This window comes from Vibrio xiamenensis (assembly GCF_900100015.1).
In the GTDB taxonomy this organism is placed as follows: domain Bacteria; phylum Pseudomonadota; class Gammaproteobacteria; order Enterobacterales; family Vibrionaceae; genus Vibrio; species Vibrio xiamenensis.
The window spans coordinates 33,340-59,296 of sequence record NZ_FNDD01000019.1 but is presented as its reverse complement, the minus strand read 5'-3'; the positions used below and the strand labels follow the sequence as shown (position 1 = coordinate 59,296).

The 25,957-nt window shown below is 46.2% G+C and carries 19 protein-coding genes and 5 tRNA genes; 7 read left to right on the top strand and 17 right to left on the bottom strand.

Annotated features, from left to right (window positions below; translation table 11 throughout):
* Positions 1–14: 14 nt before the first annotated feature.
* The 6 genes from BLS03_RS15440 to BLS03_RS15415 all read right to left on the bottom strand — a co-directional run bounded on the left by BLS03_RS15440 (position 15) and on the right by BLS03_RS15415 (position 3,727).
* Positions 15–1,730, bottom strand: a complete 1,716-nt coding sequence (locus tag BLS03_RS15440; protein WP_093275827.1) for an ABC transporter ATP-binding protein — start codon at positions 1,728–1,730, stop codon at positions 15–17.
* Between the two features lie 1,317 nt (positions 1,731–3,047).
* A tRNA-Pro gene (locus BLS03_RS15435) sits at positions 3,048–3,124 on the bottom strand.
* 51 nt (positions 3,125–3,175) lie between these two features.
* Positions 3,176–3,251: transfer RNA gene (locus BLS03_RS15430), tRNA-His, on the bottom strand.
* A 61-nt stretch (positions 3,252–3,312) separates the two neighbouring features.
* Positions 3,313–3,389 (bottom strand) — tRNA-Pro (locus BLS03_RS15425).
* 149 nt (positions 3,390–3,538) lie between these two features.
* Positions 3,539–3,614: transfer RNA gene (locus BLS03_RS15420), tRNA-His, on the bottom strand.
* A 36-nt stretch (positions 3,615–3,650) separates the two neighbouring features.
* Positions 3,651–3,727: transfer RNA gene (locus BLS03_RS15415), tRNA-Arg, on the bottom strand.
* 299 nt (positions 3,728–4,026) lie between these two features.
* On the opposite strand from BLS03_RS15415, the gene BLS03_RS15410 reads away from it, so the two are divergent.
* Positions 4,027–4,437, top strand: coding sequence for a c-type cytochrome (locus tag BLS03_RS15410; protein ID WP_093275825.1), 411 nt, complete (start codon positions 4,027–4,029; stop codon positions 4,435–4,437).
* A 76-nt stretch (positions 4,438–4,513) separates the two neighbouring features.
* Here the strand turns inward: BLS03_RS15410 and rep are convergent, their stop codons facing one another.
* A complete protein-coding gene (gene rep, locus BLS03_RS15405) occupies positions 4,514–6,532 on the bottom strand; it encodes a DNA helicase Rep (RefSeq protein ID WP_093275822.1) in 2,019 nt (672 codons plus the stop codon).
* Between the two features lie 159 nt (positions 6,533–6,691).
* Here rep and BLS03_RS15400 point away from each other — a divergent pair, with 159 nt between their 5' ends.
* The 4 genes from BLS03_RS15400 (at position 6,692) to ubiK (ending at position 11,932) form a co-directional block, all read left to right on the top strand.
* Positions 6,692–7,270: a TetR/AcrR family transcriptional regulator gene (locus BLS03_RS15400; RefSeq protein ID WP_093275931.1), complete on the top strand. Its 579-nt coding sequence runs from the start codon at positions 6,692–6,694 to the stop codon at positions 7,268–7,270.
* 20 nt (positions 7,271–7,290) lie between these two features.
* Entirely contained in the window at positions 7,291–8,397 is a 1,107-nt protein-coding gene (locus BLS03_RS15395; protein WP_093275819.1) for an efflux RND transporter periplasmic adaptor subunit, read from the top strand.
* A gap of 11 nt (positions 8,398–8,408) precedes the next feature.
* The gene (locus BLS03_RS15390; RefSeq protein WP_093275815.1) at positions 8,409–11,528 is read left to right on the top strand and encodes a multidrug efflux RND transporter permease subunit; all 3,120 of its coding nucleotides are present in this window, start codon (positions 8,409–8,411) and stop codon (positions 11,526–11,528) included.
* Between the two features lie 143 nt (positions 11,529–11,671).
* On the top strand, positions 11,672–11,932 hold the full coding sequence (gene ubiK, locus BLS03_RS15385) for a ubiquinone biosynthesis accessory factor UbiK (RefSeq protein ID WP_093275813.1): 261 nt from the start codon (positions 11,672–11,674) through the stop codon (positions 11,930–11,932).
* Positions 11,933–12,094: 162 nt separating this feature from the next.
* Here the strand turns inward: ubiK and ilvC are convergent, their stop codons facing one another.
* Complete coding sequence (gene ilvC, locus BLS03_RS15380) at positions 12,095–13,579, bottom strand: ketol-acid reductoisomerase (protein WP_093275807.1); 1,485 nt, start codon at positions 13,577–13,579, stop codon at positions 12,095–12,097.
* Positions 13,580–13,717: 138 nt separating this feature from the next.
* Between ilvC and ilvY the strand changes: the two genes are divergently transcribed.
* Complete coding sequence (gene ilvY, locus BLS03_RS15375; RefSeq protein ID WP_093275802.1) at positions 13,718–14,611, top strand: HTH-type transcriptional activator IlvY; 894 nt, start codon at positions 13,718–13,720, stop codon at positions 14,609–14,611.
* A gap of 61 nt (positions 14,612–14,672) precedes the next feature.
* Here the strand turns inward: ilvY and hemN are convergent, their stop codons facing one another.
* The 5 genes from hemN to BLS03_RS15350 form a co-directional block, all read right to left on the bottom strand.
* On the bottom strand, positions 14,673–16,061 hold the full coding sequence (hemN, locus tag BLS03_RS15370) for an oxygen-independent coproporphyrinogen III oxidase (protein ID WP_093275798.1): 1,389 nt from the start codon (positions 16,059–16,061) through the stop codon (positions 14,673–14,675).
* Positions 16,062–16,215: 154 nt separating this feature from the next.
* Positions 16,216–16,704, bottom strand: a complete 489-nt coding sequence (locus tag BLS03_RS15365; RefSeq protein WP_093275792.1) for a DUF2489 domain-containing protein — start codon at positions 16,702–16,704, stop codon at positions 16,216–16,218.
* Positions 16,705–16,713: 9 nt separating this feature from the next.
* Entirely contained in the window at positions 16,714–17,286 is a 573-nt protein-coding gene (gene yihI / locus BLS03_RS15360) for a Der GTPase-activating protein YihI (protein WP_093275787.1), read from the bottom strand.
* Positions 17,286–17,924 carry a class I SAM-dependent methyltransferase gene (locus tag BLS03_RS15355; protein WP_093275783.1) on the bottom strand — a complete coding sequence of 213 codons (639 nt, stop codon included), beginning with the start codon at positions 17,922–17,924 and terminating at the stop codon, positions 17,286–17,288. Before BLS03_RS15355 ends, yihI begins: the two co-directional genes overlap by 1 nt.
* A gap of 732 nt (positions 17,925–18,656) precedes the next feature.
* Positions 18,657–19,274 (bottom strand): c-type cytochrome, encoded by a 618-nt coding sequence (locus tag BLS03_RS15350; RefSeq protein WP_093275778.1) that lies wholly within the window; start codon positions 19,272–19,274, stop codon positions 18,657–18,659.
* 151 nt (positions 19,275–19,425) lie between these two features.
* On the opposite strand from BLS03_RS15350, the gene yihA reads away from it, so the two are divergent.
* A complete protein-coding gene (gene yihA / locus BLS03_RS15345) occupies positions 19,426–20,100 on the top strand; it encodes a ribosome biogenesis GTP-binding protein YihA/YsxC (RefSeq protein ID WP_093275774.1) in 675 nt (224 codons plus the stop codon).
* Positions 20,101–20,639: 539 nt separating this feature from the next.
* On the opposite strand, the gene spfP is transcribed toward yihA, so the two are convergent.
* The 4 genes from spfP to hemB all read right to left on the bottom strand — a co-directional run bounded on the left by spfP (position 20,640) and on the right by hemB (position 25,836).
* Positions 20,640–20,687: a small protein SpfP gene (spfP, locus tag BLS03_RS26275; RefSeq protein WP_438356636.1), complete on the bottom strand. Its 48-nt coding sequence runs from the start codon at positions 20,685–20,687 to the stop codon at positions 20,640–20,642.
* A gap of 192 nt (positions 20,688–20,879) precedes the next feature.
* Complete coding sequence (polA, locus tag BLS03_RS15340) at positions 20,880–23,657, bottom strand: DNA polymerase I (RefSeq protein WP_093275772.1); 2,778 nt, start codon at positions 23,655–23,657, stop codon at positions 20,880–20,882.
* A gap of 625 nt (positions 23,658–24,282) precedes the next feature.
* Positions 24,283–24,717 carry a GNAT family N-acetyltransferase gene (locus tag BLS03_RS15335; protein ID WP_176765610.1) on the bottom strand — a complete coding sequence of 145 codons (435 nt, stop codon included), beginning with the start codon at positions 24,715–24,717 and terminating at the stop codon, positions 24,283–24,285.
* Positions 24,718–24,783: 66 nt separating this feature from the next.
* Positions 24,784–25,836, bottom strand: coding sequence for a porphobilinogen synthase (hemB, locus tag BLS03_RS15330; RefSeq protein WP_093275765.1), 1,053 nt, complete (start codon positions 25,834–25,836; stop codon positions 24,784–24,786).
* Positions 25,837–25,957 lie beyond the last annotated feature (121 nt).

The following is a 25,957-nucleotide window of genomic DNA, read 5'->3' as shown; positions in this document are numbered from 1 at the left end:
ACGGCCTTTTTAAGTTAAGCCGTTTTTACATCTTCTCTTAAGCCTGTAAATTCAGGCATTAAAGAAATCAATTTCTTACTGTACTCATGTTGTGGGTGATTGAACAACTGCTCCGTCGGTGCAACTTCAAGCAATTTACCCATTTTCATCACCCCGACGCGATCGCACATCTGGCGAATCACAGGTAAATCGTGGCTGATAAACAACATGGTCAAGTTGAGCTCATCTTGCAAATCCTTAAGCAAATTAAGAATTTGCGCCTGTACCGACACATCCAGTGCCGAAGTTGGCTCATCACAAATCAGTAAGCGAGGACGCGTTGCAAGAGCACGCGCAATCGAAATACGTTGGCGTTGACCGCCAGAAAACTCATGAGGATATTTGACGCCAGCCATACGGCCTAAACCGACGTGATCCAACAGATCGTTGACGATCTGACGCGTTTCGGCTTCATTTTTCGTCAACTTATGAAAACGAATTGGCTCCGCGATGATGTCGAAAATTTTCATTCGCGGGTTCATCGAGGTATACGGGTTCTGGAACACCATCTGCATTTGACGACGAATCGGACGGCGTTGCTTCTCCGAGGTCATCGCAGTTAAATCAATCCCTTCAAAGGTTACTTTACCTTCATTTGGCTGATATAAACCGGCAATCACTCGAGCGATGGTCGACTTGCCTGAACCCGATTCACCCACCAGACCAAAGGTTTCACCTTCAAACACTTCAAAGCTGACATCGTCAGACGCCTGAACGTATTCGCGGCGACTTTCAAACAGTGAATCTTTGGTGGTAAAGCGCAAATTTACGTGCTCTACGTTGAGTAATGGACCCGTGTAAACCCGCTGGTCTTGGCTTTGCCCCAACCAGTGGTTTTTGACATCTAGCGGCTTATGCTCTTGCGCTTCTTCGATATAATTCACCAAAGGAAAACGGTCAAGTTTGGTGTCAGAGCGCGGCACAGCGGAAATCAAACTGTGGGTATACGGATGTTCTGGCGTGCCAAGCACTTTTGCCGTCGGGCCAAATTCCACCAAGTCGCCGCGATACATAACCGCCACTTTGTCGGTGACGTTCGATACCACGCCCATATCGTGAGTCACCAGCATACAACCGACATTGTGCTCAATACACAAGTCACGAATCAGCTGCAGGATTTGGTCTTGAATTGATACATCCAGTGCGGTGGTGGGCTCATCGGCGATGATAAGGTCAGGTTCGCCAGCTAAAGCGATCGCAATCACCACACGCTGACGCATACCGCCAGAAAATTGGTGGGGATACTGCTTAAGACGGTTTTCTGGCTGAGGAATACCAACTTGGTTCATCAGCGATAACGCACGCTTATAAGCCTCTTCATCCGAGACTTTCATATTGGCGTGAATGGTTTCTTTAAGTTGATGCTCAACCGTGAACAGCGGGTTCAAGGATGTCATTGGGTCTTGGAAAATAAACCCAATTTTTGAACCACGGATTTGGCGCATCTCTTGTGCAGAGAGGCCAGAAATTTTTTCACCATCAAGGAATACTTCCCCGCCCGCAATTCGACCCGGAGGACTCAAAAGATCGCTCACGGCATTACCAACGGTGGATTTCCCTGCGCCCGACTCACCAACAACGCCAACGATTTCGCCACGTTCGATACTGAAAGAGAGCGATTTAACCGCGGCGTGAACGCCATGGCGTGATGGGTATTCAATGCGAAGGTTTTTGACTTCTAAAAGTGACATTACCAGACCTCTACAACTGCGGCACTTTTGCCCTGTCTGAAAGTTGAATCCATTCGTACCAGCATAAAACTCTGGCAATCTACTAGCCCATCAATCTGGCAAATATTTCACTAAAAAGCAACAAACAGAGTATAAAAAGTCGAGTTCAAGCAGATATAAAGCAGCATATTCGAATCACAATGCTCAAATAGTGAATAAAACATCACAAGCACCTTTTTATGGCATGTCGCACAATATCCATGTGCAAAAGCATCACAGCAACATAAGCTGAGTTTTTATTTTTCCTATTCAGAATAAAAACCCATAGAAAATTTAAATTCCAAAATTAACAACTATAAAACAAATGAGCAAATGTAAAGCAATTCATTGAAATTAAAAACCAAAAACAAAGCCAAATTCCAGCATAAAACTCTAAATTAATAAATTAAACTTATAGATTACAAAAGGTAGCGGTTTTTATTTGCTACGGTGGTAAATGCACCATAAAGCGAGGGATTAGTTCAAAATTAATGAATTAAAACTCAATATATCGACATATTTTTGCAATAAACAGCACGAAAATACCGTCTGTAATGTGCCAAAACAGCCGATTATTCGGCTTTGAGCATGATCTCTCCACTAAGGTTTACAGCAGATACTCGATGATCCTTTTACTTCATACTACATTGGAAATATACAAGTAACTAACTGTTTATAATATAGAAAAATAGTTCACAACCAGACCAACCTAGCCACCAAACACCGTGGCATAACCAAGTTCGCTAACCGCAAAAGCCATTTGCTGAATAAAAGAATCAATGGTTCAAAATACGTAATGAATGGCAAACCAATACTTGGGTAATCGATGGGCGATAAGGAAGGATTTGACGCGGGCGGCCAGCTGAGGCTTTCGTATAGTGGTCGGTGAAGAGGAATTTGACGCGGCTGGGCTTCCAGCCCCCGACCCACAGTCATCACTCGCCTAAAACCGATTCCCAAACGATAAGCATAAAAAAGCCCCGTCATTACTGACGCGGGCGGCGAGCTGAGGCTTTCGTATAGTGGTCGGTGAAAAGGGATTCGACGCGGCTGGGCTTCCAGCCCCCGACCCACAGTCATCACTAACCTGAAACCTATTCCCAAACGATAAGCATAAAAAAAGCCCCGTCATTACTGACGCGGCCGGCGAGCTGAGGCTTTCGTAGAGTGGTCGGTGAAGAGGGATTCGACGCGGCTGGGCTTCCGGCCCCCGACCCAAAGTCTTCACTCGCCTGAAACCGATTCCCAAACGATAAGCATAAAAAAAGCCCCGTCATTACTGACGAGGCTTTCGTATAGTGGTCGGTGAAGAGGGATTCGAACCCCCGACCCTCTGGTCCCAAACCAGATGCGCTACCAAGCTGCGCTATTCACCGACTTAATTTCGCTTTGTATTGCAAAGCAGGGAGTTAACACTACCTAAAGAATGGGGTGGCTAACGAGGCTTGAACTCGCGACAACCGGAATCACAATCCGGGACTCTACCAACTGAGCTATAGCCACCATAATTCATTACAACATTTAAGTTGTTATTCTTTCGTATTTTAACGGAAGAATCAAAAAGTGGTCGGTGAAGAGGGATTCGAACCCCCGACCCTCTGGTCCCAAACCAGATGCGCTACCAAGCTGCGCTATTCACCGAACTAAATCTTTTGACTGGAACATCGCTCAGAGGGTCACCCTCTGGTCCGCTTATTCCAAAATCGGGATGCGCCATCAAACCACGCTATTCACCGATTTAATTTCGCCTCGAACAAGTTCAAAGCAGGGAACCGAAGTTACCTAAATAATGGGGTGGCTAACGAGACTTGAACTCGCGACAACCGGAATCACAATCCGGGGCTCTACCGACTGAGCTATAGCCACCACTGTTTTCCTACCGATAAAGCCTTCCGGATGAATTGGCACGCCCGAAAGGATTCGAACCTTCGACCTTTGGCTCCGGAGGCCAACGCTCTATCCAACTGAGCTACGGGCGCATGCCCTATCGGCGGAGTGGAATAATACGTAGATCCCAATTCATCGTCTAGTACTTTTTCAACTTTTTTTTGTCGTTTGACGCCTTTTTGGGCAATTAACGCGTGTAAACAACCAATTTCTCATGTGACCTACCCCTTGTAGAGAATAACTTGTTGTTTATGAGCATAAGTTAACGGGATATAATCACCCATTATTTACATTGATTTAACAGTTGATCTAACTGCTGATCAGTTCCGATACTCTAATAATGAAGATAAGCCCCAACTTATCTATATCTATAGCAATGGAAGTGAGCTTAATGTCTATGTTTCGATCAATCTTGTACGTCGCTCTCGCGTCACTGAGTTTTTCTTCAGTGGCCGCCACGATCACCCAGCAGCAGTATGATGATATCGCTGAACGAATTAAACCAGTGGGTGATGTTTATTTGGCGGGTAGCGAACCTGTTGCCGCTAAAGCGCCGAGCGGCCCTCGCGATGGAGCAACAGTTTACGGTACTTTCTGTATTGCTTGTCACGGCTCTGGAGTCAGTGGCGCGCCAATCAAAGGCAATGCGGATAACTGGGCGCCGCGCATTGCTAAAGGCAAAGATGTCCTTAAAGATCACGCTATCAATGGCTTCAATGCCATGCCACCACGCGGCACCTGTATGGACTGCTCAGATGATGAAATCGTCGCGGCCATCGACCATATGATTGAAGGTTTGTAGTACCCGTTATAGCCATTCAGACAATAAAAAGCTGGCGTAGAGTCGCCAGCTTTTTTGTTTTTCGCAGCGCTAATGATTATTTCTTATTGAACATGGCGCGGATATTCGCAATATGCGCTTGGCCTTTAGCCATACGCTCTTCCTGCGTCACCGGTTTCTTGGTCTGTTCCCACTCCACATCATCAAAAGGCAATTCGTCCAAAAAACGACTTTGCGTTGGCTTGATAAGCTCGCCAAACTGGCGGCGCTCTTTACACATCGTAAAAGTGAGTTCCCGCTGGGCACGAGTAATCCCCACATACATCAAGCGGCGTTCTTCTTCGACATTATCTTCATCAATGCTGGTTTGGTGCGGCAAAATGCCCTCTTCCGCGCCCATCAGATATACGTAAGGAAATTCAAGACCTTTGGACGCGTGTAGCGTCATTAACTGCACTGCATCGGTATCATCGTCTTCTTCACCGCGCTCCATCATGTCACGCAGCGTGAGACGCTGAACCACCTCTTTGAGGGTCTTCTCTTCCTGGTCGTAGTTATCGCCTTCCAAGTCAGCGACGATCCATGAATACAAGTCCGAAACGTTCTTCATGCGCATTTCCGCCGCTTTCGGACTTGAAGAGGTTTCGTACAGCCAATCTTCATAATGGATATCACGCACTAACGAGCGCACCGCCGAAACGGTATCGCCTCGCTCAGCTTCATCACTCACTTTAACTAACCACTGAGTGAATCGGCGCAGGTTTTCTAACCCGCGTCCACCTAGCGTTTGCTCAAGACCCATTTCAAAACTTGCCTCAAATAGGCTTTTGCCACGCATATTGGCGTAACTGCCCAATTTTTCTAAGGTAACAGGGCCGATTTCACGGCGCGGCGTATTCACAATACGCAAAAATGCATTGTCGTCATCTGGATTCACCAGAATACGCAAATAGGCCATGATGTCTTTGATTTCGGCGCGGGCGAAAAACGATGTTCCACCCGACAACTTGTACGGCACACGGTTTTGCATCAAGGATTTTTCAATCAAGCGCGACTGATGGTTACCACGGTACAAAACCGCATAATCGCGATATTCGGTGCGATTTAAAAACTTATGTGCAATAAGTTCGCCGGTAATTCGCTCTGCTTCATGCTCTTCGTTTTTGGCGAGCAAAACTTTGAGTTTTTCACCGTCGGGAATTTCAGAAAACAGCGATTTTTCATACACGTGCGGGTTATTGGCAATCAAAATGTTGGCCGCACGTAGAATTCGGCTGGTTGAGCGGTAATTTTGCTCAAGCTTAATTAAACGCAGGCCAGGATAATCTTGGCCAAGCAAAATCAAGTTTTGCGGCTTGGCGCCACGCCAGGAATAGATAGACTGGTCGTCATCACCCACTACGGTCAGACGTTCGCGTTGCCCAACCAACAGCTTAACCAGTTCATACTGACTGGTGTTGGTATCTTGGTATTCATCCACCAGCAGATAGCGAATGCGATTTTGCCAACGCTCGCGTACCTCTTGGTTGGTCTTGAGCAGTTGCACTGGCATCAAAATCAAGTCGTCAAAGTCGAGCGCGTTGTATGCTCGCATCTGGTTTTGGTACATCTCAAAACAAAACGCGAACAATTGCTGCTGTTCGCCCTGAGCATACGCTTTGGCTTGCTCGGGGCTAAACATATCGTTTTTCCAGTTAGAAATGGTACTCAATAACTGACGCAATAGGTCTTTATCACCGTCCAGTTGCTTCTCGGTTAGCTCTTTGAGTAGCGCCATTTGGTCTTGATCGTCAAACAGTGAAAACCCCGCTTTCAAACCAAGCGCTTTATATTCACGTTTGATGATATTCAAACCTAGGGTGTGAAAGGTTGAGACCATCAAACCTTTGGATTCGGCTTTGCCAAGCGTCTGGCCGACACGCTCTTTCATCTCGCGCGCCGCTTTATTGGTAAATGTCACGGCTGCGATATTTCGCGCTTTATAGCCACATTGTTGTACCAGATAGGCGATCTTATTCGTGATCACGCGGGTTTTTCCTGAACCGGCACCAGCCAGTACTAGGCAAGGCCCGGATACATATTTTACCGCTTCGTCTTGGCTGGGGTTTAACTTCATTTCAGTCACAATCCTTTTATTCAGGCTGCTAATGATAATCCCCTCGCTACTCGATTCCAATCGCGAATCGAGATAAACATCACTTTTACTGCACAAGTGGATTGCAAAAATTTTGGACTAGGTTTATAAATGAATGAACATTCATTCATTTATATTTTTATGTCGAAACCGTTAAGCCCAGAAAAATACACTCAAATTATAGAAGCGGCCGAAAAACTGATTGCTGAAGTCGGATTTGGCGGTCTTTCTATGCAAAAAGTCGCCAATCGCGCTGGTATCGCGGCTGGCACTATCTATCGCTACTTTACGGACAAAGAGCATTTACTCCGGCAAGTTCGCAAACACGTCGCTCATCGTATTGCCGATGCAATACAGCATGGCCTTGACGCTGACATGTCAATTAAACAAAAGCACCGTACTATATGCCTCAACATTTGGAACCTGAATGAGTCCAATACCTCCGTCATTAGTAATCGTGCTCAATATGAATCACTTCCAACGCTTGGAGATAAGTCTATTCAATCGCTAGAAAAGCAATTGTTTAGCCAGGTTCATCAAATACTTGATCAGGGAAAGCAACAAGGGTTTATCAAACCGCTCGACAACGAGACCTTAATGCACCTTAGTTTTTCACCCATCGTGATGATGTTAACTAAGCAGCGCCAAGGCATTCTTTCAATACAAGACAGCATAGACGACATCATCAACGCAAGTTGGGATGCCATCATTACTCATTAAAATCTGGAGTTTGTGTCACGATGAAAAAGTGGACCTTTCTGATGTTACTTATCGCGGTGCTTCTGTTTGGCAGCGTGATTGGTTTCAATATGTTTAAGCAAAAGAAAATTGCCGAATACCTCGCCAATATGCCGGAGCAAAGTTTTCCGGTCACTGAGGTGACGGCGAAATCGGTCGACTGGGTACCGGTGATTGAAGCGATCGGTTTTATCGAACCGAACCAAGGGGTAATGATCGCCAACGAAACCAGCGGCGTGATTGATAAAATCTCATTTGAATCCGGAACCCAAGTCCGTAAAGGCCAGCCGTTAGTTGCTCTGGATACTTCAGTCGAGCGCGCCAACTTAAAGAGCTCACAAGCTCGCCTGCCGGCTGCCGAAGCGAAATTCAAACGCTATCAAGGTCTGTATAAGAAAGGTTCGCTGTCCAAAGAAGACTTTGACGATGCAGAAGCGAGCTTTTTGTCCCTTCAGGCTGATATTGAAAGCTTGAAAGCTGCGATTAGTCGCCGTGAAATCAATGCCCCATTTGCGGGTATGATCGGTATTCGTAATGTCTACCTTGGTCAATATCTGCAAGCCGGTACCGACATTGTTCGCCTTGAAGACACCAGCGTGATGCGCATTCGCTTTACCGTGCCACAGACCGAAATCTCGCGTATTCATATCGCCCAAGAAGTGGACATCAAAGTTGATGCCTACCCTAACCGTTCGTTTAAAGGCAGCATTTCTGCGATTGAACCCGCAGTCAATGCGCAAAGTGGTCTGATTCAAGTTCAAGCCAATATTCCAAACAGCGATGGCAAATTACGCAGTGGTATGTTTGCCCGCACCAACATTATTTTGCCGAAATTGACCGATCAAATCGTGCTGCCGCAAACATCGATTACCTTTACCCTTTACGGCGACAGCGTATACGTAATCACCAACAAAGATGGTGAAGAGCGTGTCGAACAGCGCGTTGTCAAAGTGGGTGAACGTAATAAAGATATCGTGCACGTACTGGATGGCGTAAAAGATGGTGACCGTGTGGTGACCACAGGTCAAGTTCGCTTGAGTAACGGCGTGAAAGTGCATGTGGTAGAAAGCGAGGCGACCGTGACGCCAGCTGAAACACCGATGCTGTAACTGGAGGCACTATGCGCTTTACAGATGTGTTTATCAAACGTCCGGTATTGGCGATTTCGATCAGCTTTTTGATCGCTCTGCTTGGCTTGCAAGCGGTGTTCAAAATGCAAGTGCGCGAATACCCGGATATGACCAATACCGAGATCACGGTGACCACCAGCTACTATGGTGCCAGCGCGGATCTGGTGCAAGGGTTCATCACTCAACCGCTTGAACAAGCCATTGCTCAAGCCGATAACATCGACTTCATGACCTCGCAGTCGGTGCTTGGTCGCTCAACCATTAAAGCGACCATGAAACTCAACACCGATCCAAACGGTGCGCTTGCCGATGTACTGGCAAAAACCAACTCGGTACGTTCGCAATTACCAAAAGAAGCGGACGATCCGACGGTGACGATGTCAACCGGTTCAACCACCGCGGTGATGTATATTGGCTTTACCAGTAACGAACTCGATTCGAGCCAAATTGGCGACTACATCGTACGTGTTATCAACCCGCAGATGTACGCGGTCAACGGCATTTCATCGATTGATGTCTACGGTGGTACCCAATACGCCCTGCGCGTATGGTTGGACCCAGCCAAAATGGCCGCGTTTAATCTTACCGCAACCGATGTGATGAGCGTGTTGAGTGCCAACAACTATCAATCGGCAACCGGTCAGGCTACTGGTGAATTCGTGCTCTACAACGGCAGTGCAGATACTCAAGTATCGACACCGGAAGAGCTACGTAATCTAGTCATCAAAACCGAAGATAGCGGCAACATTACGCGCCTAAGTGACATCGCCAAAGTTACGCTAGCGAAGAGCCATGATACTTACCGCGCCACCGCTAACGGCGCCGAAGCCGTGGTACTTGCGGTTAACGCTGCGCCAAGCGCCAACCCAATCAACATTGCTCACGATGTTCTAGAGCTATTGCCAGATTTACAACGCAATATGCCAAGCAACATTCACATGAACGTCATGTATGACTCAACAGTTGCGATCAACGAATCGATTCACGAAGTTATCAAGACGATTGTGGAAGCGGCATTGATCGTACTGGTGGTCATTACCCTATTCCTTGGCTCAATTCGCGCAGTGATCATTCCGATTGTGACCATTCCACTGTCCTTAATTGGTGTGGCGATGGTCATGCAAGCTATGGGCTTCTCTTGGAACTTAATGACCCTACTGGCAATGGTACTCGCCATCGGTCTGGTGGTGGACGATGCGATCGTTGTTTTGGAAAACGTCGACCGTCATATTAAAGAAGGCGAAACACCATTTCGCGCCGCAATCATAGGTACGCGAGAAATTGCCATTCCGGTTATTTCAATGACTCTGACCCTTGGCGCGGTGTACGCACCGATTGCCTTAATGGGCGGCGTCACCGGTTCACTATTTAAAGAATTCGCCCTGACTCTTGCTGGCGCGGTGTTTGTTTCTGGGATTATCGCCCTGACGCTATCTCCGATGATGTGTTCAAAAATGCTCAAGGAAACGTTAACGCCAAATCGTTTTGAAAAAGGCGTCCATAACTTTCTTGATCGTATGACCAACCGCTACGAGCGTATGCTCAATGCAGTCATGAAGCGTCGCCCGGTTATCGTCGCATTTGGCGTGATTGTGTTCGTCAGTTTACCTGTGATGTTCAAATTCATTCCAAGCGAACTGGCGCCAGCGGAAGATAAAGGCGTGGTGATGATGATGGGTACTGGCGCCTCCAACGCCAACCTTGATTATCTCGCCAACACCATGAACGACGTCAACACAATCCTCAGCCAGCAAGATGAAGTGAAATATGCGCAGGCATTTACCGGGGTTCCAAACTCAAACCAAGCATTTGGTATCGCCTCATTGGTGCCGTGGAGCCAACGTGAAGCCAGCCAAAAGGAGATCACCAAACGCGTCGGTAACTTAGTTAAAGATATCCCGGGCATGGCAATCACGGCATTCCAAATGCCTGAGCTTCCAGGTGCAGGTTCCGGCCTGCCGCTGCAATTTGTCATTACCACTCCAAATAACTTTGAAAGCTTATTTACTGTGGCGAGCGACATTTTGACTGAAGTGACTAAGAACCCGATTTTTGTCTACTCCAACCTCGATCTGAACTTTGACTCGGCGACGATGAAAATCAACATCGACAAAGACAAAGCCGGCGCTTATGGCGTGACTATGCAGGATATCGGCATTACCCTCAGCACCATGATGGCCGATGGCTACGTTAACCGAATTGACCTTAATGGCCGCTCATACGAAGTTATTCCGCAAGTGGAACGTAAGTGGCGCTTAAACCCTGAGTCGATGAATCAGTATTATGTGCGCTCAGCCAATGGCAACGCAGTGCCACTCGGTAGTTTAGTGCATATTGATGTCATCGCTGAGCCTCGCTCACTGCCACACTTTAACCAGCTCAACTCAGCGACCATAGGCGCGGTTCCAGCACCGGGCACCACCATGGGCACAGCGGTCGATTGGTTTGAGAATATTGCCGCCACCAAACTGCCAAAAGGTTACAACCATGATTACATGGGTGAATCACGCCAATTTGTCACTGAAGGCAGTGCGTTATATGCCACCTTTGGCTTAGCACTGGCGATCATCTTCTTGGTATTGGCGATTCAATTTGAGTCGCTACGCGATCCATTGGTAATTTTGGTTTCAGTACCTCTTGCGGTGTGCGGTGCGTTAATCTCGCTCGCTTGGGGCGCTGCCTCAATGAACATCTACTCGCAAGTGGGGTTGATTACCTTAATCGGTCTGATTACCAAGCACGGTATTTTGATCTGTGAGGTAGCCAAAGAAGAGCAGTTACAAAATAAACTCAGCCGAATTGAAGCGGTCACCGAAGCGGCGAAAGTTCGACTGCGCCCAATCTTGATGACCACCGCGGCAATGATTGCCGGCTTGATTCCATTGATGTATGCCACAGGCGCAGGTGCAGCGCAGCGCTTTAGTATTGGTGTGGTTATCGTATCGGGTCTGTCGATCGGTACACTGTTCACACTGTTTGTGTTACCGGTTATCTACAGCTATCTGGCAGAAAAACATCAGCCTCTGCCTGAGTTTATTGAAGACCAGGAGCGCGCAGCACGCACGCGAGCAGAACTTAGCGAGCACGGTGTGAATCCGCATCACGAATAACGCTCAATTCAAGTTAAGCACTCACTCTGAAAAGGCCCCATTGGGGCCTTTTGTCTATCTGTGCGCTTTTTTGCATCCTAAAGGGCGACTTTCTTTACTCAATTACATAGAATGTGGATAAATTTAAAGGAGTTTACGCCACTATGTTTGACCCAAAAAAACTCGAGCAAATTGCCAAACAAATCCATGACTCAATGCCACAACCGGTCAAAGACCTCGGCAGCGACGTTGACCAAAAAGTCCGTCAAGTCATTCAAGGCCAGCTCAACAAACTCGACGTCGTCAGCCGCGAAGAGTTTGACGTACAAACCCAGGTTCTGCTGCGCACTCGCCAAAAGCTGACCGAGATGGAAAAGAAACTGGCAGATATCGAAGCCAAGCTTGGTGATAAAGCGGCTGAATAAGCCAGTTCTCGCGAAGACGGCACTAAAAATAACGCCCAAAGAAAAAGCCTTACTGATGCAGTAAGGCTTTTTTAATGTTGTGTTTAAGTATTTATTTTTTGACCTCTGAGAGGTTCTTATTTGCTCGGCTGGCGCTCACATTTAGATGAGCGCCGCTGCGCATTAGCCACCAACTGCGATGTGTTTCATGTCAGTCATGTAGCCGCGTAGTTCTTCACCAATGTATTCCACTGGGTGGTTACGAATGGTTTCGTTCACTTCGATAAGACGCGCGTTATCAACTTGGTTTGAGCTCTCGCCTAGACCTTTACCAATAACGTCTGTGCTAACGGCAGGCATGAACTTCTCACGCAGTAGCGGTGTTGCTACGTTAGCAAATAGGTAGTTACCATATTCAGCCGTATCTGAGATAACCACGTTCATTTCGTATAGACGCTTACGCGCAACAGTGTTGGCGATAAGTGGTAATTCGTGTAGTGATTCGTAGTAAGCTGACTCATCGATGATGCCTGATGCAGTCATAGCTTCAAACGCAAGCTCAACCCCAGCGCGAACCATAGCAATCATCAAAATACCGTTATCAAAGTACTCTTGTTCAGAAATTTCAACGCTGCTTTCAGGGTAGTTTTCAAACGCAGTTTGACCTGTTTCTTCACGCCATTTGAATAGGTTAACGTCATCGTTCGCCCAGTCAGCCATCATGGTGCTTGAGAATTCACCTTCAATGATGTCGTCCATGTGCTTGTTGTACAGTGGGCGCATCAGATCTTTTAGCTCTTCAGACAGTTCAAATGCTTTGATTTTCGCTGGGTTTGATAGGCGATCCATCATGTGCGTGATGCCACCAAACTTCAGAGCTTCAGTGATGGTTTCCCAACCGTATTGCAGCAATTTACCTGCGTAGCCAGCATCAATACCTTCAGCAACCATCTTCTCGTAACAAACGATAGAACCGGCTTGTAGCATGCCACAAAGGATAGTTTGCTCGCCCATCAAGTCTGATTTAACTTCAGCAACGAATGAAGACTCTAGACAGCCAGCACGGTGACCACCTGTTGCCGCCGCCCATGCTTTAGCGATATCCCAACCTTCGCCTTTTGGATCGTTTTCTGGGTGAACCGCGATTAGAGTTGGAACCCCGAAACCACGTTTGTATTCTTCACGAACTTCGGTACCTGGACATTTCGGCGCAACCATCACAACAGTGATGTCTTTACGCACTTGCATACCTTCTTCAACGATATTGAAGCCGTGTGAGTAACCTAGCGCGGCGCCTTCTTTCATTAGAGGCATAACCGTTGCAACCACGTTGCTGTGTTGTTTGTCAGGAGTCAGGTTCATCACTAGGTCAGCTTGAGGAATCAGCTCTTCATAACTACCTACCACAAAGCCGTTATCTTTCGCATTCTTAAACGATTGACGTTGCTCGTCGATCGCTGCTTGACGCAATGCGTAAGACACATCAAGACCTGAGTCACGCATGTTTAGACCTTGGTTTAGACCTTGAGCACCACAGCCAACGATGACCACTTTTTTGCCTTTGAGGTAATCAGCTTCGGTCGCAAATTCACTGCGATCCATAAAGCGGCAGCGGCCAAGTTGGTCAAGCTTCTCGCGAAGATTTAGCGTATTGAAATAGTTAGCCATGGTAGGGCTCTCCTTTGTAATTCGTCCGTTAAGGTCGGCTTGCTCGCCGAATGAAGTCATACTAAAACAAGCAGCTAGTTGCTTAAAGTGATATATTCACAATTAGTTTTTGCAAAAAATGCAACGTAAGGAAATGTGATGAATATAAAAAGCCTGCAGATGTTTGTTCACCTTTGCGATAGTAACAACTTCAGTAAAACCGCTTCTGCGATGCACATCAGCCCTTCAGCATTAAGTCGCCAAATCCAAAAGTTGGAACAAGACTGCGGCCAAGTGTTGTTTCTGCGTGACAACCGCAGCGTCGAATTGACCCCTGCAGGCCAAAAACTTCTGCCGGTGGCGCTAAAAATTCTCACCGAGTGGCAGCAATACCATTCAGAAGCCCAAAACCGTAGCGATGATTTAAAAGGTGAAATTCGTATTTTCTGTTCGGTGACCGCCAGTTACAGCCACCTCCCCCAGTTATTGTCGACCTTTCGCTTGCAGCATCCGTTTATTGAATTCAAGCTCTCGACTGGCGACCCGGCGCGCGCCATCGAGCGAATTCTTAGCGACCAAGCCGACATCGCGATTTCGGCTTATCCGGATCAACTGCCATCTCGAGTCGCATTTGAAACCATCAGCGAAATTCCGCTTTCAGTGATTGCTCCGGTCGGTGGCAACAGTTTTGCTGAACCACTAAATTTGGAAAATCCAGATTGGAAAACCCTGCCGTTTATCATTCCGCAGCACGGTACAGCACGCGACCGAGCCAATAGCTGGTTTAAAACGATGAAAATCAAAAAGCCGAATATTTATGCTCAGGTTTCCGGCCATGAAGCAATCATCAGCATGGTGGCTTTGGGGTGTGGTATTGGCATCGCTCCGGATGTGGTGATCAATAACAGCCCAGTACGCGATAAAATTCAGCGCCTTAAAGTTGCGCCGATCGAACCATTTAAACTTGGGGTGTGCTGCAAACGTTCACAGTTAGATAACCCTTTGGTCAGTGCGCTGTGGAAAGTAGCAGAAACCAAATACATCACGCCTTAAACCGCGATCAAAAAAGCCGCTCAACGAAGCGGCTTTTGGATTGTCAATCGCGTTTGATGTCTTAGATAACGCGCGAGAACTGTTGCTGACGCGCTTTTTTACGCAAGTATTTGTCAAAGCACATACAGATATTGCGAATCAGCAGGCGACCTTTTAAAGTGACGCGAATGCTTTTCGCATCAACTTCGACCAACCCATCAGCGATGAAGTTTTTCAATAGCGCTAAATCTTCAGCAAAATAGCGATCAAAGCTGATATTAAATTGCTGCTCAATTTTGCTTTTATCTAAGGTGAAATTACAGATCAGCTGTTTAATCACTTCACGGCGTAGCAAATCATCACTATCCAACACCAGCCCTTTCCACAGCGCGTGGCGCTGCTCATTGACTTGTTGGTAGTAAAGCTTGAGCTCTTTTTGATTTTGGCCGTACGCATCGCCGACCATGGAGATCGCCGACACACCAAAACCGACTAAATCGCAGCTGCCATGGGTAGTGTAACCTTGGAAATTGCGATGCAGTACCCCTTCACGCTGCGCCACAGCTAGCTCATCTTCTGGTAACGCAAAATGGTCCATACCGATAAACTGATAACCGGCGCCGGTTAACGTTTCAATCGTATGCTGAAGAATCGCCATTTTTTCATCCGCACTTGGCAGATCTTGCTCTTTTATTTTGCGCTGCGCGGCGAACAATTGCGGCATATGCGCGTAATTAAACACTGATAAACGACCCGGCTGCATTTTCAGCACTTGCTGCAAGGTTTGTGCAAAGCTTGCTTTGGTTTGTTTTGGCAGGCCGTAAATCAAATCCAGGTTGGTGGAGCGAAAACCCAGTTGCTTGGCCTTTTCCACCAAAGCAATGATAAAGCTTTCGTCTTGGTCACGGTTGACCAACTTTTGCACTTCTTTATTGAAGTCTTGTACGCCGATGCTAAGGCGGTTAAACCCTTCGCTGCGTAAGTGCTCCAGCACTTCAAGCGTGATTTCTCTTGGATCAACCTCGATACTGATTTCGCAGTCCGGAGCAAATTCAAATTCGGCGCGAGCCACCGCCATAATGCGGCTGATTTGAGCATTCGATAGGAAAGTTGGCGTACCGCCACCAAAATGCAATTGATGTACAGGACGGCCTTGCAATAACGATGCGCGAGTCCGAATTTCGAGCTCCAACACATCCAAATACTCATCGGCTTTATGCGAGTGACGCGTGACGACCTTATTACAGCCACAGTAATAGCAAAGCTTGTGACAGAACGGAATGTGAATGTACAGCGACAGCGGCCTTTCCGGATACTGGGTACACGCCATATCAAGATCAGAAATGGTAAACACTTCATGAAATTCTAAAGCCGTTGGATATGAGGTATATCGTGGCCCTGAATAATTGTATTTATCCAGAACCGCTTGATCCCATTCCACTTGTTGGCTGACGGCGACTTGCTGCGACATGATGCTTTTCCGTAGTGACTAAAGGCCAAATAAGGTGACAGATTATTTTGCCACACCAATTGAAACTTCGGCTGCTGGCAAATTCGGTTTTATCAATAAAAATTCAGAATTGATAAGCGGATCACTCCTTGACTAAAAGAAGTGATCGCTGTGTCTAAATCAACTGAATGTTGATTTGATTGTTTAAAGGTTGGACACGCTGCTGCAGCGCTTTCAGCTCATCAATAATCGCATCATTCAAACGGGTTTCCGCTTTGTGACGCATTAAATTGTGTTGCATACGCTCTTTTTTCACCATGTTTTGGCGCTCTTCACCGCGAGGCATATCTTTCACGATATGGTACAGCTCAGAGGTTGCTGGAAACTCTTGGTCAAAATCGACTCGGTCTTCACCTTGCACATAGTCCATGATGTTGTAGACACGAATGCTAATCTCAGACAAGTCACATTGACCTTGAATCCCCGCCAAACACAAAGTGTTAACGCTATCAAAAATGTTGGCATTACGTTTTTGAATCGCCAGCGTTTGATGCTGTTGCTGCAACTGCTTTTGCTTTTTGAGCTGAAGCAGAAGGTAACCCGCGTATGAGGCTAATCCGAGAATAATGATTCCACCTGCAATGGCTAATAAGGTTACATTCATCGTGCTGCTCTATCCTTTAAAATCGTTTAGATCGAGATCTTCGAACTGCGAAAGTAGTTCGTCTTCAGACGCGGCTTTTTTCTTCGCCTTAGTTTTTGGAACGCTGATTTCTTCAGCTTCTAGCTCGTCTTCTTGCTGATCATCATCTTCTTCGTAAATGCCCAACTGTTTCATCAGTTTTTCAATACGATCCAGTTTTTCATCAACCAGTTTTTGCAAGCCAGCGCCCAAGCTTTCACCGTTATCTAAACGCTCTAGCAGAACATTCAACTGCGCATCATTTTCCAACATTTCCAGCTCTTTTTCTGCTGAAAGCATACGCTGTTGTTTGGTTTGCTTTTTAGGCGCATCGACCACAAGCTCGATTTTCTTCTTACTGCCTAAACGCGGGTCGCGCTGCTGAGTTTTCTGGCGAGTGACTTCTTGCTTACTTTCAGAGTTACGGCTACCGGTTTTTAAACCTTTACGCTTTTTCAGCTTCTTACGTTCACGGCCTTCAACATCATCGTTTTTGCGGTTGTGTTTACGCGCAAAAACCAAATCACCATTGATACCGGTTTTGGTTTTCTTTTCTCTAGACATTACTGGGGTTTCCTCAGCAAAATTACATCGTTGCCTATAAATTCAAGTTCGAGCTTATCTCGCTCTGCCAGATACTGAAAGGTTGCGCGACTAAAAAACACCACGTGCGTCGGGTCGTTTTTGTAGTGCCAGCTCGCAAACGCATCTACGTCGATAACCATTTTGGTCATCAGACCAATCCAGCCACCGGGCCTAACTAAATTTAACCATTGCTGCCAAATCTGAGCGGGATCGTACAGATGTTCGATCACTTCAGTGGCGGTCATAAAATCGTACTGTCTCTGCAATACCTGAGTATCAGGAAAATAGTAGAGATCGTATAACGATACGTCGTGTCCCTGCTCCTGCAACATCAATGACAATGTTGGGCCTGGGCCACAACCGAAATCTAACCCTTGCGAATGCGGCGTAATGCGTTGATTTAATGGCGTTGCAACACGCGCCAAAAATCGACGATAGCCGGTATCATTTGGGTCGTTCTCATGCAGATCATAGTGCGCTTTTTCATCGCTGGCGACTAAGCGTTGGTTGGGATCAACAAACACTAATTCACACCGATCACACTGCCAATATGCTCGCTGTTTATCTTCAAAATACGGATAGCTGTTAGCGCTATGACATAAAGGACAATGTTGCATGACGAGATCCTCTCTTAAGGATGCGCAACATACCAGAAATGAGAGGCAGAGTGGAGTCCTATTGAGCGATTTCTCGCCAGTTTAGAAAAAAATGCTTTGATGCCGAATGGCGAAACGCAGAAAATAAAAAAAGCGATAGGGTTACTATCGCTTTTCGTGCCAATAATTGGCGAAAACTGGTCACTAAAAGTGCGCCAACATTCCTTTTGTTTTTGGTGCTTTCCTTGCGAAAAATCGTTTTCCATCATCCTGATGAATTTTGGCTTTCCGTCTTACTTTCCTGTGTAACAGGGCTTGTCCTTAAACCTGATCCTTTACTCTGTCCAAACCATCAGACAAATTGACCATCCGTGTCCAGTAAACATCCTGCTTACTGAATCCAACTTAAGAACATCTTAAGTTATTCCTTGGTAGCCTTCGTGGCTAAATCCTTGTTTCAGCGTCCTGCTGATGGGATTACTTTAGCGCTTTGCTTATTTGACACAATTGGTGAATTTAAAAAATTTAGTACAAAAAACCACCACCATTGTAACCAATTGAAAATATTTATAATTTATTTAAATGGCGAGAGAAATTTATTTCAACAATGGCAGATCTCTTACAAAGTCATCAGCAAGTAGCGCGTAGTGTGAAAAAAACCACCGTGACAGCCATCACATTGTAATTCATAGCAAAACGCCCCAGCAGTTGCTGAGGCGTTGATAAAATCAATCGACACTATCGATGTCAGTGTTAATGAAGCCCACCCACATACTGAGACAGAATTTCAATATCGTTATCGGTGAGTTTTTTTGCAACATCACGCATCATGGCGTTCATGTCATTACTGCGTGTATCGTCGCGAAATTTCTCAAGTTGGGATTTAATGTATTCAGCATGTTGACCGGAAATTTTTGGAAAACCGGATAGTTCGGTACCATTACCACGCGGACCATGACAGGCGATACACGCAGTCAAACCACGCTCGGCGTCACCTGCGGTGTACAAGGCTTTACCTTGCGCAACGATAGCTTCGGGAGTGTTGTTATTTGAGATCGGCAACGATGCGAAATAAGCTGATAAATCAGCCATATCTTGGTCTGATAATGGCATCGCCATTGCACTCATCACGGGGTCGAAACGACCTTGCTTACCGCTCGTCGTCATACCGAGTTTTAAGTCTTGTAACTGCTTTTCTAAATATTTAGCATGTTGCCCGGCAAGTTTGGGATAGGTGGGCATGATTCCGTTACCATCAGCTCCGTGGCAGGCAACGCAGGTTTGGGATTTTGCTTTACCAGCTTCAATGCTGCCCTGGGCCCACACTGAACAGCTGGCTAAAAGACTCACAATTAGCGCTAATTTATTCATGACATTCCATTTATAATTATCAAGCTTCCAGTACCCCTTGGGGGCACGACTCATGGTACAATAGACGACCTTATGCCGAGCACGGTTATTTTACACACTTTCACAAAGAAGTAATCAATCGACTACACAAAGTCGAGATGGAGTTAACACAGTGAACGCAAAAATTAATTACCAGAACACCCATTTCATCACCAGTGCACCTGACATTCGTCATCTGCCTGAAGATGAAGGCATTGAGATTGCGTTTGCTGGACGTTCCAATGCTGGCAAATCAAGTTCGCTAAATACCTTAACTAACCAAAGAAGTTTAGCAAAAACCAGTAAAACGCCAGGTCGTACTCAATTGATTAACTTATTTAAAGTCACCGATGGCTGCCATATCGTCGATTTACCGGGATATGGATTTGCTCAGGTACCAATTGAAATGAAGAAGAAGTGGCAGAAGTCGCTGGGTGAATACTTGCAAAAACGCGAGTGCCTAAGAGGCCTTGTGGTGTTAATGGATATTCGCCATCCAATGAAAGACCTCGATCAGCAGCTTATCTACTGGGCCGTTGATAGCGGTATTCCGGTACAAGTTCTGCTGACCAAAGCAGACAAACTCAAAAGCGGTGCTCGTAAAGCTCAACTACTCAAAATTCGTGAATCCGCACTCGCATTTGGCGGCGATGTTAAAGTCGATGCGTTTTCAAGCTTGAAAGGCCTTGGCGTAGATGTTCTGCGACGTAAACTTGATGAGTGGTTCGCCCCAGCTTTTGCAATCGATGCTACTGAAGATGACCTCACCGATGAATCTAGTGATGAGCAAGATCAGCAACAAGCTTAACAGAGAATAAACAGCAAAAAGCCCGCGTATATATCGCGGGCTTTTTTTGTCTTCGAACTTGAATCACCAACCATATTCTTGCCTGGCTAAGCCGAAAAATAAAAACCCCATCACGAGGATGGGGAAAACACGGGAGAGAAGTTTATGGAGGTTGTTATCATTATGTTGAAAGCTTTTGCCACCCTGCCCGGTTTTGCAAATTTCGTTGTTCCAACGTGCTACATAGCTCTCATAAAATGTTATTAACCAATTAATTTATAAAATCTTATTCGGCACAAAAGCCCACTAAACGCATGAAGCTCATTTACTTAGATGAAATAATCACACGATGAATGAATTAAAATTACGAAATAGTTGCGAGTTACAATTCGCTAACGGAAATGAAATGAGAAATAGCAAAAACTGAGAGATGTGCGACAAATGGCAGTGTAGAGATAAACATCAAAGATTAAGATATTTATAACACACTAATAAATAACGATAATTTTCTTTGGCACAATAAAAAACGCCCCAGCCAAAAACTGGCTGGGGCGGCTGAATCAGCCTAATCCAATAACGTGAAACAAAAGGTCTGAAAGATAGAACATCTTACCTCTGTACCCTACAACGAATAATGTACAACAAATGGTCAGAAATAGGAAATGTTTTTGTAGTTTTTTTTCATGAATTTTTTCTTAAACAACACAAAGACCTTGTTCACATTAGCTTTTTTCGGCGAAAAAAAAGCCAGCGTTTGTGCGCTGGCTCATGCTTTCTTAACGATTTTGATTAAAAAATGTCTAGTGGGCCTGTTCCCAGTTATCCCCGTGTCCTGCTTCAGCCACAAGTGGCACAGCAAGTTCAGCTGCAGATTCCATCAATTCTTGTACTTTACTTTCAATTTCGTCTAACGCTGACTCTTGGACTTCAAACACCAATTCATCGTGTACTTGCATCAATAGTTTCACGCGGCCATCGCCGTGATCCTGAATCCAACGGTCCACCAATAGCATCGCCTTCTTGATGATATCTGCAGCCGTGCCTTGCATTGGCGCGTTGATCGCCGCACGCTCAGCCGCTTTGCGGCGCATACCGTTGCGTGATTTGATTTCAGGTAAGTGCAGACGGCGACCAAAGATGGTCTCAACATAGCCCTGCTCGGCGGCAGCACTGCGAGTGTCTTCCATATATTGCATCACACCAGGATAACGCTCGAAGTAAGTATCCATATACTGCTGCGCTTCGCCACGCGGGATTCCAAGTTGCTTGGCCAATCCAAATGCACTCATGCCGTAAATTAAGCCAAAGTTTACCGCTTTGGCTCGGCGACGCTGTTCGCTGGTCACTTGATCGATGGTCGTACCAAGAATCTCTGCCGCCGTTGCTGCGTGAATGTCTTTACCTTGTTGGAACGCTTCAAGTAACGCTTTATCACCCGACAAATGCGCCATAATGCGCAATTCAATTTGCGAGTAGTCCACCGCCATGATTTTGTAACCCGTCGGCGCAATAAATGCCTGACGAATACGGCGTCCTTCTTCATTACGAATTGGAATGTTCTGCAAGTTTGGATCGGTCGACGATAAACGCCCAGTCGCGGTAACGGCTTGATGGTATGAAGTATGAACGCGTCCGGTTTGTGGATTGATCATTTTAGGCAGCTTGTCAGTGTAAGTTGATTTCAACTTCGCCAAGCCACGATATTCCAAGATCAATTTCGGCAGCGGATAATCTAATGCCAACTCCTGCAAAACTTCTTCGTTGGTCGAAGGCGTTCCCGACGGCGTCTTTTTAACCACTGGCAAGGCCATTTTTTCAAACAAAATGGTTTGCAGTTGTTTTGGTGAGCTGAGGTTAAATTCTTCACCCGCAACTTCGTAGGCTTTCTGTTCTAACTCATCAAGGCGAGCCGCAATCTCCTGTGATTGCGCACCAAGCATCATGTCGTCAATCAGCACGCCCGTACGTTCAATACGTGAAATCACGGGGATCAGTGGCACTTCAATTTGCTCGTAAATCGCTTTCAGTTTGGCGTCACTTTCGATATTCGCCATCAAGCGATGGTGTAAACGCAGCGTCACGTCGGCATCTTCCGCAGCATATGGCGCGGCTTCATCCAGTGCGATTTGGTTAAACGTCAGCTGGTTTTTACCTTTACCCGCCACTTGTTCAAACGAAATGCAGCTGTGCTGTAGAAAACGCAGTGCCAAGCTGTCCATATCATGTTTGCCGCCAACGCTGTTGTAAACGTAAGAAGCGAGCATAGTATCGTGCTTAATACCTTTCATTTCGATTCCGTAACGCGCAAGCACGCTGGCATCGTATTTAAGGTTTTGGCCTACTTTGGCTTGATTATCATCTTCTAAAATCGGTTTGAGCTGCTCTAATACCCAATCGCGGTCAAGTTGCTCGGGCGCATCCAAGTAATCATGCGCAACAGGCACGTATGCCGCTTTACCTTCTTCGGTAGCAAACGACACACCAATCAAATTCGCTACCATGTAGTTGAGGCTATCAGTTTCAGTATCGAACGCGAACACTTCACTCGCTTTGAGCGCATCCAACCAACGGCCAAAACTTTCTTGATCCAAAATCGTTTCATATTGACTGCGATCGATGTTAACCGCAGAGCTATCAACATCAGATGACGAAACACTGATGCCCGCTTTTTCTGCCGATTCAATCACCGGGCTATTGCCTTCCAGCAATTCATTTAACCAAGATTTAAACGACAGCTGGCTGTATAGCTCGACCAACTTGTCTTTATTGGGTTCGCATTTGGTTAAAGACTGCGGCGTTTCCTCAAGCTCGACATCCAGTTTGATGGTCGCTAACTCATAAGAAAGATAGGCTTCTTCACGGTTATCTTCGAGCTTCTTCGCCATGGTTTTCGAACCACGGAAACCAAGCGCCGCAATATCGTCTAGACGCTGATACAGCTCGTCCAAACCACCAATACCTTGAAGCAAAGCGGTCGCGGTTTTATCCCCAACGCCAGGCACGCCCGGAATGTTATCCACTTTATCGCCCATTAGCGCGAGGTAATCGATGATAAGCTCTGGCGGAATACCAAACTTTTCAATCACGCCTTCTCTGTCCATCACCACGTTGGTCATGGTGTTAATCAAAGTCACGTGCTCATCAACTAGTTGGGCCATGTCTTTATCACCGGTACTGATAAGCACTGGCATGCCCGCTTGTGAGGCTTGTGATGCCAAGGTGCCAATCACATCATCGGCTTCGACACCAGGTACACAGATAAGTGGCAAGCCCATCGCGCGAATCACATCATGTAACGGCTCAATTTGGCAGCGCAGGTCATCGGGCATCGGTGGACGATTCGCTTTGTACTCAGCGTACATCTCATCGCGGAATGTCTTACCCTTCGCATCAAAAACCACAGCGATACGCTCGGAAGAGAACTGACGCATCATACTGCGCAGCATGTTCACCACGCCATAAACCGCGTTAGTCGGAATTTCACCATTGCTCATGGTGCCTGGGTAAGCGTGGAAAGCGCGATAAAGATAAGAAGAACCATCAATAAGAATAAGAGGATTATCCGGAATATTGGCCATAGTCGTAGCTACCAAAACAAAATGCTTAAAAAGATGGGCTTAGCATGCCATGACTGCTGCCATGAATCCATTTTAAGTCTCTGAATTGAGTAAATGATTGCGAAGTGAAGTAAAACGTCTCGTTCGTGAACTGTGGATAACTCTGTTTATATTATTTATCCACTGCAAAAATACGTGTTGCGCAACAGAGAAAATATCGTTTTAACTAACTGAAAATAAAGGATTAAATATTCGATCGATCCTAAAACTCACGATCAAAGATTGATCCTTAGCTGTGGAAAAGACTATTGATGCCCTTTTACTCATCTCACAAACGAGAGTTTAGAATGGCCTAAACGAAAAAAAGCGACACCCGAAGATGTCGCCTAGCATAAAGGGGTCAAAGCGATTCTGATGAATACGTCCGCCTCGCCAAAAAGCTATAAATTACACTGGAAGCAATGTGAGCAATGTCGTGTCAAAAAGAATTGGGGTCGCCCTACATTCGTCGCATTCACCCGAGGAGAGAGTAATGTCCGTGACGTCTGTTGAACTGCTCTAATTCCCTAAGACGAGAGTAATAATAATTATTCTCATTTAGTTGGTCAACATCTAAATGAGAAAAAATATCATTTATTTTGATCTGCTAGGCAAAAAGCGCTTTTCTAAAATAGATTCTAGACTCGAGGGTATTAGGTTTTTCTTCATATTTTTCAATCAGATAACCATTTCTAATTAGTAATCTCAACATCGCCGGAAATTGGTTACGCGACTTAACCGTAATCGTTTGAAAATTATGATCTCGAGCCCATTTTTCTTGTGCTTCAAGCAGAGCTTGCGCCACACCTTTTCCCCTTGCCTCAGAGCTCACACCACCAAACCAGCTATAAAAGGTATCGCCGTCGATTTGATAACCGATTTTAAATCCAAGCAGTTCACCGCCCTGCTCCGCGATTTGGATATAGTGTGTTTTGCCAGCCAAGCGAGCACTCAATGACGCTTCAGTTTCTTTACTCACAAATTCGTCGATCTTAGTCACGATCGACACCACTTCAGCCAAACTGCCTTGTCGAATGATCACAATTAACACTCCAATTTAGCCATAAAAAAGGCCGACCGAAGTCAGCCTATCCACTCACATAGCGATTTATTCACTTGGTGTTGATTTCAGATTGTTCGCAACTTTTGCGCCGTCCTGCGCGAGCCACTCTGCAACTTGCTTACTGAAGTAAGTCAAGATGCCATCGGCGCCAGCACGTTTAAAGCACAGCAGTGATTCCATCACGACTTCTTTCTCATTCAACCAACCATTAGCAAACGCCGCTTTATGCATCGCATATTCACCGGAAACTTGGTAAGCAAATGTCGGCACTTGCAGCTCAGATTTCACTCGGCGCACAACGTCTAAGTAAGGCATGCCCGGTTTTACCATCACCATATCAGCGCCTTCAGCGACATCCATTGCCACTTCATGCAAGGCTTCATCACTGTTGGCAGGATCCATTTGGTAGTTTTTCTTGTTGCCACCTTTGAGGTTACTTGATGAACCGACCGCATCACGAAATGGGCCATAGTAGCTCGACGCATACTTAGCAGAATACGCCATGATCTGAGTGTTAATAAAACCGGCCTCTTCTAGCGCTTGGCGAATTTTACCAATTCGTCCATCCATCATATCTGACGGGGCAACCACATCAGCACCTGCAGCAGCGTGAGACAGCGCCTGTTTGATCAAAACTTCGGTGGTTTCATCATTTAGCACATACCCTTCATCGTCGATGATGCCATCTTGGCCGTGGGTGGTGTAAGGATCGAGAGCAACATCAGTGATCACGCCCATTTCTGGCACATGCTCTTTGAGCGCTTTTACGGCGCGCTGCACCAAACCTTCTGGGCTAAACGCCTCACTGGCACACAGACTTTTTGCATCTTGAGTCACAACGGGAAACAGAGCGATGGCAGGAACACCTAAACTGGCAAGGTATTGCGCTTCCTCAAGCATCAAATCAATCGACAAACGCTCAATACCAGGCATAGAGTCAATCGCTTCGCGGCGATCTTTGCCCATCAAAATAAACATTGGATAAATGAGGTCACTTGCAGATAACTGGTTTTCTGCAGTTAATCGGCGACTGAAATCATGTTTACGAACTCGGCGCATACGGCGCTCGGGAAATTGCCCTTGGATAGAAACAGACACTCTGCTCTCCTTTTCACTCGTGACAGACTGTGGAAATGATATCATTTTCACTTCTCTACACCATATCTGATACGTCAAAACCACGAAATCTTTGCTGCCACCCTAGGGATTGGATGCACCG